Source organism: bacterium (genome assembly GCA_040753085.1).
Lineage (GTDB): Bacteria > UBA9089 > JASEGY01 > JASEGY01 > JASEGY01 > JASEGY01.
In genome coordinates this window covers 1-16588 of sequence record JBFMHI010000026.1, presented here as the reverse complement: position 1 = coordinate 16588, position 16588 = coordinate 1, and the positions used below count along the sequence as shown (strand labels likewise).

14 protein-coding genes are annotated in these 16588 nt (G+C 41.7%); 12 read left to right on the top strand and 2 right to left on the bottom strand.

What is annotated here, in order from left to right; all coding sequences use genetic code 11:
- Nucleotides 1-27 precede the first annotated feature (27 nt).
- The 12 genes from AB1797_04770 to gmd all read left to right on the top strand — a co-directional run bounded on the left by AB1797_04770 (nucleotide 28) and on the right by gmd (nucleotide 15479).
- Nucleotides 28-1488, top strand: a complete 1461-nt coding sequence (locus AB1797_04770) for a lipopolysaccharide biosynthesis protein (GenBank protein MEW5766925.1) — start codon at nucleotides 28-30, stop codon at nucleotides 1486-1488.
- 21 nt (nucleotides 1489-1509) lie between these two features.
- The gene (locus AB1797_04765) at nucleotides 1510-2817 is read left to right on the top strand and encodes a polysaccharide pyruvyl transferase family protein (GenBank protein MEW5766924.1); all 1308 of its coding nucleotides are present in this window, start codon (nucleotides 1510-1512) and stop codon (nucleotides 2815-2817) included.
- Between the two features lie 9 nt (nucleotides 2818-2826).
- Nucleotides 2827-3549, top strand: coding sequence for a hypothetical protein (locus AB1797_04760; GenBank protein MEW5766923.1), 723 nt, complete (start codon nucleotides 2827-2829; stop codon nucleotides 3547-3549).
- 76 nt (nucleotides 3550-3625) lie between these two features.
- Nucleotides 3626-4309 (top strand): hypothetical protein, encoded by a 684-nt coding sequence (locus AB1797_04755; protein ID MEW5766922.1) that lies wholly within the window; start codon nucleotides 3626-3628, stop codon nucleotides 4307-4309.
- A 276-nt stretch (nucleotides 4310-4585) separates the two neighbouring features.
- Nucleotides 4586-5887, top strand: a complete 1302-nt coding sequence (locus AB1797_04750) for an FAD-dependent oxidoreductase (protein MEW5766921.1) — start codon at nucleotides 4586-4588, stop codon at nucleotides 5885-5887.
- A gap of 526 nt (nucleotides 5888-6413) precedes the next feature.
- Nucleotides 6414-7229, top strand: coding sequence for a glycosyltransferase (locus AB1797_04745; protein ID MEW5766920.1), 816 nt, complete (start codon nucleotides 6414-6416; stop codon nucleotides 7227-7229).
- 383 nt (nucleotides 7230-7612) lie between these two features.
- Nucleotides 7613-8548: a polysaccharide deacetylase family protein gene (locus tag AB1797_04740; protein MEW5766919.1), complete on the top strand. Its 936-nt coding sequence runs from the start codon at nucleotides 7613-7615 to the stop codon at nucleotides 8546-8548.
- Entirely contained in the window at nucleotides 8549-9538 is a 990-nt protein-coding gene (locus AB1797_04735; protein ID MEW5766918.1) for a lysylphosphatidylglycerol synthase transmembrane domain-containing protein, read from the top strand.
- Nucleotides 9535-11025: a glycosyltransferase family 39 protein gene (locus AB1797_04730; GenBank protein ID MEW5766917.1), complete on the top strand. Its 1491-nt coding sequence runs from the start codon at nucleotides 9535-9537 to the stop codon at nucleotides 11023-11025. The genes AB1797_04735 and AB1797_04730 overlap by 4 nt, the downstream gene beginning before the upstream one ends.
- A gap of 88 nt (nucleotides 11026-11113) precedes the next feature.
- A complete protein-coding gene (locus AB1797_04725; GenBank protein MEW5766916.1) occupies nucleotides 11114-11830 on the top strand; it encodes a hypothetical protein in 717 nt (238 codons plus the stop codon).
- A 520-nt stretch (nucleotides 11831-12350) separates the two neighbouring features.
- On the top strand, nucleotides 12351-14276 hold the full coding sequence (gene asnB, locus AB1797_04720; protein ID MEW5766915.1) for an asparagine synthase (glutamine-hydrolyzing): 1926 nt from the start codon (nucleotides 12351-12353) through the stop codon (nucleotides 14274-14276).
- Nucleotides 14277-14480: 204 nt separating this feature from the next.
- Nucleotides 14481-15479 carry a GDP-mannose 4,6-dehydratase gene (gmd, locus tag AB1797_04715; protein MEW5766914.1) on the top strand — a complete coding sequence of 333 codons (999 nt, stop codon included), beginning with the start codon at nucleotides 14481-14483 and terminating at the stop codon, nucleotides 15477-15479.
- 42 nt (nucleotides 15480-15521) lie between these two features.
- Here the strand turns inward: gmd and AB1797_04710 are convergent, their stop codons facing one another.
- Nucleotides 15522-15980, bottom strand: a complete 459-nt coding sequence (locus tag AB1797_04710; GenBank protein ID MEW5766913.1) for a putative toxin-antitoxin system toxin component, PIN family — start codon at nucleotides 15978-15980, stop codon at nucleotides 15522-15524.
- Nucleotides 15977-16264, bottom strand: coding sequence for a type II toxin-antitoxin system Phd/YefM family antitoxin (locus tag AB1797_04705; GenBank protein MEW5766912.1), 288 nt, complete (start codon nucleotides 16262-16264; stop codon nucleotides 15977-15979). Before AB1797_04705 ends, AB1797_04710 begins: the two co-directional genes overlap by 4 nt.
- Nucleotides 16265-16588: the final 324 nt, after the last annotated feature.

Below are 16588 nucleotides of genomic sequence, written 5' to 3'. Positions count from 1 at the left end.
ACCTGGAATAGTAACTGCACCGCTACTATGAAACTTAGAAAAATTGCTGCCGAAGGGGTCAAGTGGACTACCATAGCCTCTGTTCTTGACCAGATATTACACATTGTTTTTCGAATTGTTCTGGCCAGGCTGCTTTTTCCCGAGCATTATGGTCTGGTGGCTTCAGCCACCGTGGTAATTGAGGCCATTAATGTCTTTACTCATTTAGGAATTAGTTACTTTATTGTTCACCAGCAGGAACGAATAGAGACCACCTGTCATACGGTCTTTATTTTGCTGGTAGGCATAACCGTGGCCGGCTATCTATCAGCTTTTTTAACAGCTCCATGGATGGCCGATTTCTTTCAAGACCCGGCGGTTGAATTAATTATCCAGGTCTTAGCCCTCAATCTTTTTCTTAAAGTTCCCGGGGTAGTGCCGCACGCCCTTGTTCAAAAAAGATTTCATTTCAAACAGATACTTTTTGGCAAGTTAGCCGCGACTATAACTCAAGGAGGCATAGCCATTATATTAGCCCTTCTACTTCCGAGAGAATCGGGTGTCTGGGCCTTAGTAGGGGGCGGGCTTGTTTCCACGGCCATTCAAAGCCTGGCTTACTGGTATATGTCAGGATATCACCTGTCCCTGGAATTTGATTTTGATTTGGCTAAAAAGTGCTTCCACTATGGAAAATATTTCCTGGGCATGAGCATTTTAATGTATTTATACAATTCCCTGGACAAAATTGCTATCGGCCGAATAATGGGGATAGAGGCCTTAGGATACTATAGCTTTGCCTATACCTTTTCCGGCCGGTTTTTGCTGCTCACGGAAGGAATGTTTGCCGCAGTGGCCTTCCCCATCTACGCTAAGTTGCAGGATGATACCCCTCGACTCAGGGAGACATATTTGCGAACACTCTCTTATTCTGCTCTTGTTTCTACCCCGGTGGGTATTGGGGCAGCCCTTATTGGAACTGAAGTTATTCTGACCCTTTTTGGGGAAAAATGGATTCCAGCCATTATCCCTTTTCAGATACTATCTCTCTTTGTGGCTGTTCGAGCTATCGATACCACCACCGGTGATCTTTATGCCGGAATCGGACATCCTAAATATTGTCAGAACTTAGCCGTGGTTAATGTGGCCGGGGTGGCTTTATCTATCTATCCGTTAGCCTTTTATTGGGGGGCAGCCGGGGCGGCGATCTCTATTCTTCTGGCTCGGCTAATTACTATGGGAGTCAATGGTTGGATATGTGCCATAGTGCTTCAGTGTAAGATGTTAGATATAGTGAAAGCCCTTTTACCGGCCATAACCGGGGTTTTAATTATGGGGGCTGTCTTGCTCGGAGTTAAATACCTCTTTCATCTCCCGGCCTCTGGTGTGCCGGTACTCTTGGGCTTATTTCTTCTTGGAGCGGTGACTTATATCTTGGGCATATATTTTACTAATTATGAGCTATTCCAAGAAGTTATCTCTTTGATTCACACTGGAATCAAAGGAGACTAAAGGAGACTAAGGATGATTTCAATGCAAAAGAATAGTTCAACTTCGATAAAAATAATTATTATGCACGATCAAAGGGATAACGCCACCAATTTAGGAACCAGGGCATTTACCAATGGACTAATTCAGTTGGCTCAGCATCATTTCCCATCGGCTGAAGTTAGGACTTTGTACATTAGTCGTTATTTTAAATATTGCTTCTATAAACTAAAGTACGTAAGTGGTGATAAGATAGGAATATTTAAAAAATGGACAAGAAGATATTTATTAATGGGTCTCTTTTTAGAAAAGGTAAAAAATTATAAAACAATTTGGGGCCATCTGGAAAAAGGAGCAAATTATCTCAATAATCTTACTCAACAAAAATCATCTAATGTTATTTTAAGGAAATTCTTAAGTATATTAAATAAGCTATTTGTTTTTCAAGTTGTTAATCAGGATGCTTTTTCAACTATTAAAAAGGCAGATATAATATTAGTGAATGGACATGCTATTGTGAGGGATCATTTTGCCGAAAGACTTTTCGTCCTGCTTTTTTATTCTAACTTGGCTAAACGCTTAAATAAGGTTGTGGCCTTTGTAAACCAAACCGTTGAAATCCAAGACCCACTGGTTTGTAGTTTAGTAAAAAAGGTTTATAATGAGCTTGATTATATAGCTGCGAGAGATCCTTTTTCCAGACAAAGATTAATAGATATCGGAGTCCTACCTGAAAAGGTTAATCTTTCCTCAGATGCTTCTTTTTTTCTCCAGGTAAAATTCTTAGATAGTAGGATAGAGAGGATTATTTCTGAAGAAGCTATTGAGGAAGGAAGCATTGGATTGATTGTTAGAAATCAAGCCAACCCCGATTATAAATTATGGGCAGAGACAATCAATCAAATAGAAGAAGCATTTAAGAAAAGAGTTATATATGTAACTACCTCTAAAGTTGAGGATATGAATTTTATAAAAGAGGTATTGAAATTTATTCCTTTAAAATATTTAAAGAATGAATATGACTATAACGAAATGATAGGGATATTTAAAAGGTTGGAGATGATTATTTCAGATAGATTCCATGGGGCTGTTTTTTCTATATTAGCTAATACCCCTGTTATTCCTATGAAGACAAAACTAAGTGAAAAAACGAAAGGGCTGTTTGAATTTTTTGATTATCCTATTCAAACTCTTGATCCTCTCTCAGCGTCTAATCAAAAAAGATTGATAGAAGCAATCAGAGATGTCTATCAAAATTATGATAAATGCAAGATGAGTTTATGCAATGCACTACCGCGTCTAAGAAAATATAGTATGCATAATATTCCTGATATAACTGATATTAAGTCATAGGGGTATTTAATGAAACACACATTTACTCTTTCTCCTGGGAAAATTACTCAAGTCTTGATCTTTGTGGCAGTATGTCTGTTTCTTGCAAGCTTGACGGGAAACTTTTGTACCTACTACCTAGGCCATGACCGCCTTAAAGGACTCATACCTCTATTTGATGTTGACGAAGAGAACAATATTCCTACGTGGTACTCGGCGTTTATCTTGCTTCTTTGTTCGATCCTTCTCGCGGTGATTGCTGCTGCCAAGAAGATTGATAGAGCCCACTATGTTGCCCACTGGAAATTTCTGGCATTCATCTTTCTATTTCTATCCATGGACGAAGTGATCTGCCTCCACGAAAGAACATATCCACTGCGATCTGTACTCAAAAACACTGCTGGCGGATTTCTTTACTATCCCTGGGTTATTTTTGGTACCGCCTTTGTACTCATTGTTGGACTAGTGTATCTGAAATTTCTCGCTAATCTTCCTGCAAAGACACGGTATTTATTTCTCATTGGAGGGGCTCTCTACGTAGGAGGTGCTATTGGTGTAGAGGTATTTACAGGGCACTACTATGAGCTCTATGGTCTGGGGATGTTATATGCCATGTTAACGACCTTGGAAGAATTTTTTGAGATGTTGGGTATTATTGTTTTTATCTATGCCCTGACATTATATATAAGTTCATATGTGAAAAACCTGTACCTTCGCATCGACGATGAAAAATCTGGCTCTTCTTCTTTATAAGATCAACGACTGTGGTAAGTAATTGTGGAAGTTAAGAACAATCGTTTTGTCAACTTCTAAGGAAAAGTCTCTTGCTATGAAATATACGTTACTTCTTTCTCCAAAAAAAACCACTCAAGTTCTGAGCTTTGTGGTATTATGTATATCCCTTGCAAGCATTGTTGGGAAATTTGTTTCAGACCACCTAGGCTTTGATTACACTGCCGGTTATGGGCCCACATCACTATTCAATGTTGCCATCGAGAAAAGCATTTCTACGTGGTACACATCATTTACGTTACTGCTTTGTTCGGTACTTACCATTATAATTGCCTCTGCCAAGAAAAGAGAAAATGACCACTATGCTCTCCACTGGAAGGCCTTGTCGATTATCTTTCTGTATCTATCATTAGCCAAACTAATAAACTTCGGGGAAGAGATAATTGCAGTCTACTTTACTTGGGTTATTCTCGACGCTGTCTTCGTATTCATCTTTGTGGTGGTATATTTTAGATTCCTCGCTGATCTTTCCCCAAAAATACGGCGTCTACTTCTTATTGGAGGGACCCTCTACATCGGAGGTGCTATTGGTTTAGAGTTAGTTGGAGGGTATTATTGTAGTTCTCCTGATTGGGGAAATATGCCCTACACCATAATACCAACCCTCGGAGAGTTCTTTAAAATGATGGGTGTTGTTGTTTTTATCTATGCGCTCACATCGTACATAAGTTCATACGTAAAAGACCTACACCTCCGCATTGACAACGAAAAACTTAGGTAAGCGTTCAAAAGTAAATTAAAAACGGTACTTACGGACAGTTGGTCCCACAACCCCCTGTTCTATAGTATGATAGAAGGTAGATAGAAAGTTTCGAGCAACCTTTAAGTTATAAAGATTTCACAGATTGTCAGGGATTATTTTATCTGTGCAATTTGTAACAATCTGTGTAATCTGTGGTTTCAGATGAGGCAGAGCAGGTGCCACCATGTTTTTTCTCATAATCAAAGTAGCAGCGGATGAGCACCGAACGCTCTCTTAGAGAGGAAATTTTAAAGGATGAAATCAGAAAAGACAATAATACTCGGAGGAGGACTGACGGGAATCAGTTTGGCCTATCACCTAAAGCAAAAGCATAATTATCAGTTACTTGAACGTGAATCACGGTTGGGTGGGCTTTGTCGAACCGACATGATTAATGGTTTCTACTTTGATAAGACCGGCCACTGGCTCCATTTGAGGAACAGGTATACCAGGACTCTGGTGAAAAGACTTTTAGGAGATGAGTTAATAACTGTCGAGAGAAAATCAAGGATATACTCCAAGGGGGTCTATACCCCTTATCCCTTCCAGGCCCATACATATGGCCTTCCTTCAGCAGTGGTCAAAGAATGTCTGTTAGGTTTTATTGAAGCCAAATTTGGGAAGAACCCTAAAGAGAAAGAGCCTGATAATTTTGAAGACTGGATTTACCATCATTTTGGTAAGGGTATAGCTAAACATTTTATGATCCCTTATAATAAGAAGTTATTTGGGATCCATCCACGATATATCACCAGTGTTTGGTGCGATCGTTTTGTTCCTAAACCGACGCTGGAAGAGGTTGTTAATGGTGCTGTAGGAGATAATGAAGGAAAGTTGGGTTACAATGTTAGATTTGTTTATCCAAAACACGGCGGGATTGAGACACTAATTAAGGCCTTATCTGTCGATTTGCCCAGCATCAATCTGAATCTTTCACCCAAAAGAATTGACTATAAAAAGAAAGAACTCATCTTAACTAATGGAACAAAGGCCGCTTACCAAAATTTGGTCTCAACCATTCCTTTACCGGAACTGCTTAAACTTATGCCTTCTATTCCGTTGTCTGTCAAGGAAGCAGCTAAAAAACTAAAATCTGCCTCTGTTTTCTATTTCAATTTAGGACTAACCCACCATGTAGATCACGATTATCATTGGCTATATATCCCTGAAGAGAAATATCCTTACTACCGGATAGGATTCTTTAGCCATGCGGTCCCCTCTCTTGCCCCTCCGAACAAGAGTTCTCTTTACGTCGAAGTCTCTCACCGCAGACCAATAAAATCTGAACAGTTGATACCCAAAGTATACCAGGGATTGATGGAGAAAGGGATCATCAGATCGAGGGAAGATATACTGGTAGAAGACATCCAGGATATAAAGTATGGCTATGTAATCTTTGATAATAACTACTACTCAAGCACTTCAACTATCTTCAGTTTTTTGTCAGAACACGAGATTTATCCGGCTGGTCGCTACGGCGCCTGGAAATATGCGGCTATGGAAGATGCTATCCTGGAGGGGAAAAGATTAGCTGAGCAGATTCAAAATAGGAAGTAAGGGGACGGTTCATAATTGCCAATTTTACTGTGAAAGCTTGCGGTTTTTGTTGGATAGCGAATGCCATCTAACTCCATGTAGTCCAATATGTTGCAACGGGGAATACCATTTTGTATTACCGCAAGCTTTCACAGTGAAGCGAACCGTCCCGAAGTAAGTATCTTCTCAATAACTCGGGGCAATCTGGTTGTAAGTTGTAGGTTATGAGTTATAAGGTGTAAGTGGGGTTAGGAGATAGAAAGTAGCTAATTAAGCATCCATCCTAATTCCTAACACCCAATCTGTTACCTTCCTCCAACTTATTGAGAAGATACCTTTGTTGCTCCGTCAGTCTACCCTGATTTATAGATACAGACTAACGGGGATGGTTCACCTTACTGTGATAGCTTGCGGTTAAAAGTTAAGGCTAAGACACCTGAACCTTCATCTCAACTTAACCTCAGCCTCAGCCTTAGCCTTAAGGTTTCACAAGAAAATAGACGGTTTTGAACCGTCCCGACTAACGTATTTGATAAGGAGCATAATTATGGAGCCAAGTAGGGTTGATTACAAAGAGCGAATCATCGAAATTATCAATGAACTGCCTGCCTCCAGGTTAAGAATGGCCCTGGACTATGTTAAGGATTTGAAAGAGGAAGAGGTTTCCGTTTCCATTGTTATCCCTGTCTATAATGAAGAAGGGATACTACATTCTTCCATTGTTGATTTAAGGGAGAGGCTTAAGGGTTTCGATTTCTCTTATGAGATTATTATCACTGAGAATGGAAGTAAGGATGCTACTATTCCTATTGCCGAGGAATTATCTGACAGATATAGTGAAGTAAGATATTTAAATACTTCAGAACCGAATTATGGCAAGGCATTAAGAAAAGGGATATTGGATAGCAAGGGTGAGTTTGTCATCTGTGACGAGATAGATATCTGCGATACAGACTTTTATTTCCGGGCTCTTCGGGAACTAAGAGAAGATAAATGTGATATGGTTATTGGTTCTAAGGCTCTCTCCGGAGCCAGGGATAAGCGGCCCTTTTTTAGGCACCTTGGAACCTTGACCATAAGTTTTCTACTCAGAAAGTTCTTAGGATTTAATGGTACTGATACCCATGGCCTTAAGGCCTTCAGGAAGGATAAATTGACAGAGGTAGTTAACTCTTGTTTGGTAGATAAGGACCTCTTCGCCAGTGAATTAGTTATCAGAGCCCAGAAAGCCAATCTTCGAGTCATTGAAATACCGGTAGAGGTGATTGAAAAAAGGCCGCCAACTATTAACCTGATACGTCGGGTGCCTAATGTCCTGAAAAATTTGATTAAACTTTTCATCCTTTTTAAAATTAAGGCCTAACTGCTCCGCCACTAAGGCGCCAAAACACAAAGGAGATAGACGTCAGAAGGAATTTAGCTCGCTGTACTCGCAATTGGAATACTGGAATAGTAGAATAATGGAATAATGGGATTGGAAAATTGGGAGAGATGGGTTATTCTCGATGTTCAAGTTTTTGAAGTTCCAAAGAGAAGATAAGCGACGTAAGTAATTAATTTTCCTTAACTTCGATCTGACACCCTTTTCCTTTTTGAGTCCAATGTGAATCCAATAAAATCAAGGAGTTAGAAAAAAACTCGAACATCGAGTTATTGGCTTTTCCAATATTCCATTATCCCAGGTAAAGTGCAAGTTTTGTATTTGCAGGCTGTTGTAGAAATTCTGAGACGTAACGTTAAGGCCTAATGAGAAAAGTTTGTTCGATAAGTATTGATGTTGATTCCCTTGATTGCTATTATCAGATTCATGGTATTGCAGGAAAAAAAGGGGATAATATCGTCTATGAGCGGGCTATTCCGCGTTTTTTGGACCTCCTGGATAGGTTGGGGGTCAAAGCCACTTTTTTTGTAATAGGTAAAGACGTCCAGGAGGGCGATAATCATGAAATTATAAGAGAAATAATCCAGGCCGGCCATAAAATAGGTAATCATACGTGGAGTCACCAGTATGGTCTAACCAGGCTCTCTTCGGCTGCCATTCGGGAGGAAATAGAGCAAGCTCATTTAGTGCTTAAAGAGGTAACGGGCACCCCTATCTCGGGTTTCAGGGCACCGGGGTATAATATTAATTCGGATATTGTGGTGAGCCTTAAAGGGCTTGGCTATATCTATGATTCTTCTATCTTTCCCTCTCCCCCTTATTACTTAGCCAAATTGGCTGCTATTATCTTAAAGAGGATACGGGGTAGAAAGAGTCATTCTGTGATGGGTCATCCGGCAATACTTTTGGCCCCTTCGGTTCCTTATGTTCCCTCAGTTACGGCTCCCTGGCATAAGGGAGCAAGTGGTTTGGTGGAATTACCAATCACTGTTCTGCCTATCATTGGTTTGCCATTCATTGGTACCTATATAACTATGGCAGGAAGGAAGGCAACCAGATTTACCTATAAGGTCATTAACCGGCTTAAAGATTTCCTTAATTTGGAGTTTCATGCTATTGACTTGCTTGATATAGAAGGAGATAAGATTGATCCATTACTTTCATGTCAAGTGGATCTCAAGGTATCCTACCAGGATAAAATATCCCTCTTTGAGGAGTTATTTTCCCTGATCAAGGAGGACTACGAAGTTCTTACACTTGAGCAGGCAGCAGAAAGAGTGTCGTCTCAATTGGAGAAATAAATGTTGAAAAGGACCAGTTTATGGGTAGGAATTCTCATTAGTGTAGTCTTTCTGTGGCTTGCTTTTAGGGAAGTTGATTTTGCTCGGGTGAAAGAGGCGATAAAAGATGCAAACTACGGCTATTTTGTCCTGGCCTTAATTTTGAGTATGGGCACGACCGTCTTCAGGACCATTCGGTGGAGATACATACTTACCCCCCTTTGTGCTCTTAAATATCATAGGATATTCTCATGGATATGTATTGGATATATGGCCAATAATCTCCTTCCAGCCAGACTGGGAGAGGTGCTCAGGGCTTATATGATGGGCAAAAAGGAAGGGGTGAGCAAGAGTGCCACCCTGGGGACTATCGTTGTTGAAAGGATATTTGATGGGTTGGCCCTTCTTTTTCTACTGCTTCTTATGCCATATTTTTTCTCTCTTCCGGCCTGGGCGAAGAAGGCTGGTATATTTGGAACAGCTTTCTTTATTTCTGCCTCCTTCGTTCTTATCCTCTTTTTGATTAAAAAGGAAGCTGCGGTTGAATTAATAAAAGGGATAGTTAGTCGGCTATTACCCTGGATAGCAGATAGAGTAGGACATCTACTTTCCGCCTTTGTTCTGGGCCTGGAGATCATTTATTATCGAAAACGCATTCTGGCTATCTTTGTCTTTTCTATTTTGGTCTGGATTCAAGAGGCACTATGCTATTATGCGGTGGCCTTCTCATTTGGTCTGGACTTACCTTTTTATGTGCCTATCTTTACTGTGATTATGGTCAATTTAGGCATAATGATCCCTGCTTCTCCGGGTTATGTGGGCACCTTTGAATTTTTCACCATTCTTTCCCTGGGACTGTTCCAGGTGGAGAAGAGCCTGGCGGCCAGTTATTCTGTTGTCGTTCATGCAGCGGTCTTTATACCGGTAACCCTTATTGGCCTTATCTATTTCTGGAGAGAACATATAAACTTCAAGGAATTAGAAAAGGCGCGAAAGGAGGTAAAGAAATGAATTTTAAGAGAATGGATAAAATGGACCTAATCTGGCTGGTCACAGCATCTCTGGTGATGGCAGGTATGAATTGGCTTGCTTCCGGTTTTCCTTTTGATCAAGACTCTGGCTTTCGGGCTGTGCTGGCTGAAAACCTCATCAAGGGAGGACATCTTTATACAGACTTCTTTGACCACCATCCTCCGGGAGGGGTTGTTCTCTATGCTTTCATATTTAAGCTGTTCGGTATTTCTGTTAGTAGCCTCAGGTGGGGGTCTCTGTGTCTGGATTTGCTTACCCTTATCTTCCTCTTCTTTATAGCTCGACAGTTTCTTGTGAAAAAGATTGTCTATCTTTCGGTTTTACTCTATAGCCTTTTTGGAAGCGGTTTGGTCATTCAACTTCAGGTCTTACAAGATGAGCATGGCATTACCCTTTTTACTACCCTAGCCATTTTTCTGGCTATCCTGTATATGAAGCGAACAAATTCATTTTTACTATTTCTCTCTGGTGTATCATTAGGAATAGCTATGCTCTTTAAACAGACTGCGGGAGCAGTCGTTCCATGTATTCTTATCTGGTTTCTTTATTTTTCAAAAGGTAAACGATCTTTTGGCCGACTCTTTGGAGATTCTATCCTGTTTCTCATTGGTTCTTCTCTTCCCTTTATGGCTACTATAGGATATTTCTTCCTGGTCAACAGATTTGATGACTTCTTCTCCTCTGTCATCCTATATAACCTTCATTACGTTGCTACCGCTAAACTTCATACCGTGTTGAGAGTTAAAAGTGTTATTCCCGAACAGGCCTTTATTTTTATTATTTCTTCTGCTTCAGCTATTTATCTCCTTCTCAACCAACGGCAGCAAGAGAGCATACTTATGATTCTTTGGGGGGTCTTTTCCCTTTTGGCGGTAGTGATGAGTGGTAAATTCGGTGATTGCTATTTTATACAAATGATCCCTCCATTGGCTGTAATAAGTGGGATAGGGCTTTTTGCCTTTTGGGATCAACTCTCAGAACAAGCTGAGTGGCATAGAGATATTAGAAATTTACTCTTCCTGATGATTATAATTGGAGCCGGCCTTATATTTGTGATAAAGGAATATAGATTTCGCAATTATATCTTAAGTGGAGTGACAAGTGATGCTGTAGCAGTTAAAGCAGGAGAATATCTTACTACTCGTATTGTCTCTGGTGATTCTCTCTATATCTGGGGTTCAAGACCACAGATATATTTTCTGTGCCGGGCAAAGCCAGCGACAAGATATTTATATAATTTTCGCTATACTGAAAAGGTAGAGGAAGGATATTTTTATAGCCCTGAGATTCTTAAGGAGATAATGGGTGAGGTTAAACGTAAGCAGCCAGAATATATTATCGTTACTGAGTTGAAATCATTAAAGTACTTTAAAGAATTAGCCAAACATCTTGAGGTTAACTATCATCTTGAAACAGAATTTGAAGGCTATCCCTATACCATTTCACTATTTCGGATAAATACATAGAAACATTTTTCGTAACTACTAAGCCCACGAAATACACGAAAAGACACGAACCTTTTCCGTGCGCAATGAGATGCATACCCAAAAAATAATGATTATTGAACCTCATTATGATGATGCCTGGGTTAATTTAGGTGGTGCTATTTTAAAAAATCCTGCCCTTGATTTTACTATTCTCTCTATTTCAGAGCATAAGGGGAATAACCTAAATGAAACCAAGAAGTTAGAAGATACTTTGCCAAACGTTAAGACTAAGGCATTGAAATATAAAACCTTGCTGTGGGGATTAGAGGCGCCAAAAAGTAATTGGAAAGATTTATTTTGTGAACTAAATGGCCTGAAGAACTATTCGGAATTTGAAGAAAAAGTTCGACAGGAAGTTAAAGGTTATGATTTAGTCCTCCTACCTTTAGGTGTCAAACACCCTCAACACATTTTAATCTCAGAGATTGATCTTCCTGGAAAGGTAAAATACTATCGAGAATTCCCTTATTTTTTCCCGGAGAAAATAAAGAGCGTAGTGGAATGTATCCCTTGGATCAAAAAAAAACTGGGACATCAAAGAGAAGTATTCAACAAGATTAAAGATAACTGGGCTGAAGAGATAGATATAACAGATTTTGTGGAAAAGAAATTGCAGATATTTGAAGAGGTTTATAAAAGTCAGCTTTTTTTGTCAAGGTTGGATAAAAAAGGATATAATTTGCGTAGCCTGAAGACAGAAGTCCTTTATGAAAACATTGAAGGGAACCATTGGGGGCATTTGTTAAAAGCCTATGCAGCTACTTTAAAAATGGAATTTTGGTGAATCTTAGCCGATCACCGATTACGGCCTTGATCATCGTTTCGGCCACTCACAAACAATATGTAGTACAGCTCGGCGGAAGTTCCTCCCTGGTTTCAGCAGAGTTCCAGGTTCAGGGTTTAGGGTTCGAAGAACGCAAGGTGACCAACCGTGAACCTTGAACCGGAAACCTGATAACCTGATTAACTAAAGCCCGGGAAGAACTTCTGCCGACGTGTAGTAGGGTGGGTGAAACAGAGTGGAACCTACCATATTGGTGGTTGGTGGGTTTCGCTGCGTTCCACCCACCCTACAAAATGGTGTATCTACTCAGCCCTCATTTGGAACACAGATGACACAGATTGCACGGATTTCCACAGATTTTTATTTTTAATCCGTGAGAATCCGTATCATCCGTGGTATCCGTGTTCTATTGTTTTGAATTTAGTTGTGGCTCTGCTGCACTATGGAATCTGTGTTCCTCTTTTTGTATGGCTGAGTAGTTACAAAATGGTCGAAACGATGATCAAGGCAGGAAAAAGCAATGGAACTCTTATTTGGAAAGACATATCTTGACGAAAAAAAGCAGGTCACAGCAGAAGAACTCAGAGAGATGGGCCGTAGACTGGAAGGCTCCACCGGGTTTCAGATTTGGAACTCCCGGAAAAGCGGCTTAGGTTTGCGAAGGATTAGTCTTATGGCCGGCGAGCAGACCCTTGCCCTGGCCCACAATGAGGACAAAACAGTTTGGGCCGGACTAAATGGGGAAATCCATAATTTTGACGAATTAAAGGAGGATTTGTCTAAAAGCCACCGGTTCGGAAATGGTGGGGATGTAGAATTAATTACCCATCTTTATGAAGAATACGGTGATAAATTTCCTGAAAAAATAAACGGACTTTTTGCTTTGGCCCTTTGGGATGAGCGGGCCAGGAAGCTGTTATTGGCCATTGACCCCTTTGGCGGGATAAGGCGGCTATATTACACCCGCACATCTGACGCCTTTATCTTTGCCTCTGAAATCAGGTCTATCCTTACTCAGAAAGAGATCACCCGGGCGATAGACCCGGCCGCCCTGGATGATTTTATGACTTACATTTATATCCCTGGGCCTAAGACGATATTTGAGGGTATTCAAAAATTAATGCCTGGTCATACCCTGATCTTGCAGGGCCGGTCCGTGCAGATAAGGCCTTATTGGAACTGGTCATTTACTCCTGAAAGGGATAGGGTTGATGAGGCAGAATTCTTTGAATTGCTCAGCCAGTCTCTTAAAAGGAGGCTCAAGGCTGACAAACCGGTGGGGATGTTTTTGAGCGGCGGATTGGACTCCAGCACATTGGTTGGATTAAGACACTATTTATCAAAAGAGCCTTTCCCTACCTTTTCTATCGGCTTTAAAGATTTCACCAAGGATGAGACTTACTATTCAAATGCCATGGCCGAATATTGCCATTCCATACATAAACGGCGGATCCTGGATGAAGACAGCCGTGAGATTCTACCCCACCTGGTCTGGTCTTATGAGGAGCCCTACGCGGACAGCTCTTTTATCCCCACTTATCTGGCGGCTGAATTTACTAAAAAAGATGTAGGGGCAGTCATCGCTGGAGACGGGCCGGATCATATATTTGGCCGCATGAGCCGGCTGGCTTGGCAGATAGAGACATTTGAGGCTATACCCGGGGCCAGGCTTTTCAAGCGCATCCTTAGCCGTCCAGCCATTTCCTCCTCCTCAAGCCACCCCTTTTTATCCAAATTGGCCAGGACAGCGGCGGCCTCTTTTATCCCCACGCACCAGGGTTACAGAAATAACTGGAGCTGGCCATGGCTGAACCCTTCGGTGAAAGCCTGTCTGTATACAGATAGATTTAAAACTCAACTGGTTGACAAATCAGAGGCAAGGTATATGCCTGACGGCATCCCGGATCGTTATAGAGAAATAACTTATGTCGATGCTACCCTGAATGGCTCCTTTGACGTTATTACCAAGATAGGCCGGACAGCCTCGGCCAATGAGCTTATTATCAGAGAGCCTTACTTGGACATTGAGCTGGTTAAATATATCAATCGGCTGCCCAAAGAGGCCCGGATAAAGGCCACGCTTCTGGACAGACTTCAACGCCGGGTTGTCTCAAAGTTTCTGCTACGAAAGGCCGTATCAAATAGGGTCTTGCCTAAGATATTGTTAGAAAAACCCAAGGGAGGTTTTTTCGCCCCGATTAATCAATGGCTTTCCGGGCCTGACTTTTTCCCTCGGGTTAAACAGTTTATTTTAGATGCCCATTCCAATGGGCGCCATTATTTCCATCGTAATTTCATCGGAGACATCCTGTCTCAACATGAAGCAGGCCAAAGAGATAACACCCAGATGATCCTTTTGCTTCTTATCTTTGGACTATGGCAAAGGATCTATTTAGATCAGACAGATATATGGCAACCACCGGGAACTCTAAGGATGTTTCTTTAGGTTAAAAGGTGGTAGGGGCAACCCCCTGTGGTTGCCCAACCCAAGAAGGGCAGGCACAGGGGTCTGCCCCTACAATAACCACTTTACGAACACGAATCATAGACACGGTTCACGGATTTAATGATTCATATATTAAAAATCAGTGTTTCATCCGTGTAAATCTGTGGCTGAATAGTCACAAAGTAAAAGGGTGAGGAGGAAACGATGAAGAAGGCGTTAATTACCGGTATCACCGGGCAAGATGGTTCATACCTGACGGAATTTCTGCTGGATAAGGGATATGAAGTCCATGGAATCGTCAGAAGAGCCAGTTCCTTTAACCGGGGGAGGATAGATCATATTTATCAAAATCCGGATTATTTCCAAACCCGTCTCAAGCTCTTTTATGGTGATCTTAATGATGCCAGTTCATTAAATAGGATCCTCCGGGTTAGCCAACCGGATGAAATCTATAATTTAGGGGCGCAGAGCCACGTCCGGGTCAGCTTTGATGTCCCGGAATATACGGGTGAGGTAGTGGCCCTGGGAACCCTCCGGCTTCTTGATGCCATCAGGGACACTGGCCTAAGCCCTAAATTCTATCAGGCCTCCAGTAGTGAGCTATTTGGCAAGGTGGCTGAGATTCCCCAAAAAGAAACTACCCCTTTTTATCCCAGGAGTCCTTATGCCTGCGCCAAGGCCTATGCTTATTATATCGTCCGTAATTATCGCGAAAGCTATGACTTTTTTGCCTGTAACGGGATACTATTTAACCATGAATCTCCTCGAAGGGGGGAGACCTTTGTTACCAAAAAGATCACCATGGCCGTGGCCAGAATAAAATTGGGTTTACAGGAGAAGCTTTTTATGGGAAATCTGGAGGCCAAACGAGATTGGGGTTATGCCCCTGACTATGTGGAGGCCATGTGGTTGATGCTCCAGCAGGAGGAGCCGGATGATTATGTCATTGCTACGGGTGAGACCCATTCGGTTAAAGAGTTTCTTGAAGAAGCCTTTGGGTCGGTGGATTTAGATTGGCATGATTATGTGGAGATTGATCCCAGATACCTTCGACCGGCCGAGGTGGATCTTTTAGTGGGTGATGCTACTAAGGCCAGAGAAAAGCTGGGTTGGCAGCCCAGGGTTACTTTTAAGGAATTGGTCCGAATAATGGTCGAGGCTGATCTGGAGTTAACTAAGAAAGAGGTAATCGGTAATCAGTGATCGGTTATCGGTGAGGAGTAACCAGGCATCAGTCGTTACCGATTACTGGCCTCCCCCGAAATATTGAGAAGATACAGAGACTCGATCTTGAAGTTTCTCCTTCCGATAAATCCCTAAAAATTCGGTTGGTGATACGATCAACATACCCTGTCGTCTTTTTTCCGGGTAATGCTTTAAGTTGCCAGTAACCAAACATTTAGCTTTGCCGGCCAGTGCCACTTCCAGAAAGGGATCATCATCTGTATCCGGCAATTGTTCAGAAAGCGGCCTTGCAGCCGTAATAATGCCATCTGCTCTAATTTGGTCGAGTAAGGCATCCACATTGGCTTGATCGAAAGGAAATTTCGGACGCAACAAAACGCTTTGATATTCAGAAATAATACGCGCATCGTAGCAAAGCGCCAGGTCACCAGAAGATACCATCCGGACAATCTTGCCTGGCGGGCCATAGGGGTTCAGCAAGCCAGACACGATGATGTTTGTATCCAAAACAATTCTCATCTTGAGCGTTCCTTACGGACTGCTGCAATTTCAGCATTGATTTCGTCCAATGTCATTCGGTCTGTACCGGCCTTCACAGACCGCGATTGCATGGACTCAACCGCTGCTATCGCCCGGGCACGCCGAATGGCAGCCAGAGATTGCTCTATGGTATCTTCTGAGATGGCAGACAGAAGGGCCATAGGTCTGCCGTTGGAGGTAATTATCATATCCTTTTCATCCGGAAGCTGTCGCCATATTTGGGCAGACTTGCCGCGCAGGTCTCTTACGGTTACAAATCGCATGGCAAACCTCCTTTCTTATATCATTCTATAGTATACACGATTGTCACGCAATTGTCAACCAAAATTTTTGCGAGAAAGGAGGGGAGTGAGGAGTAACCAGTAATCAGTTATTATACTATTACCCCGCAACATTTGCGTTGTGTGCGAGAATGTTACATGAAGCTCGATGCTCGATCCTCGATACTGGATATTCGGTGGTGTCTGAAATTAACCACAAAGTGCACAAAGAAGACACAAAGAGCACAAAGAAATAAAGGGAAAATTTATTCTCTCAAAAATCTTTGAGTCCTTTGTGAAACCCTTTGTGATCTTTGTGGTTTAAAA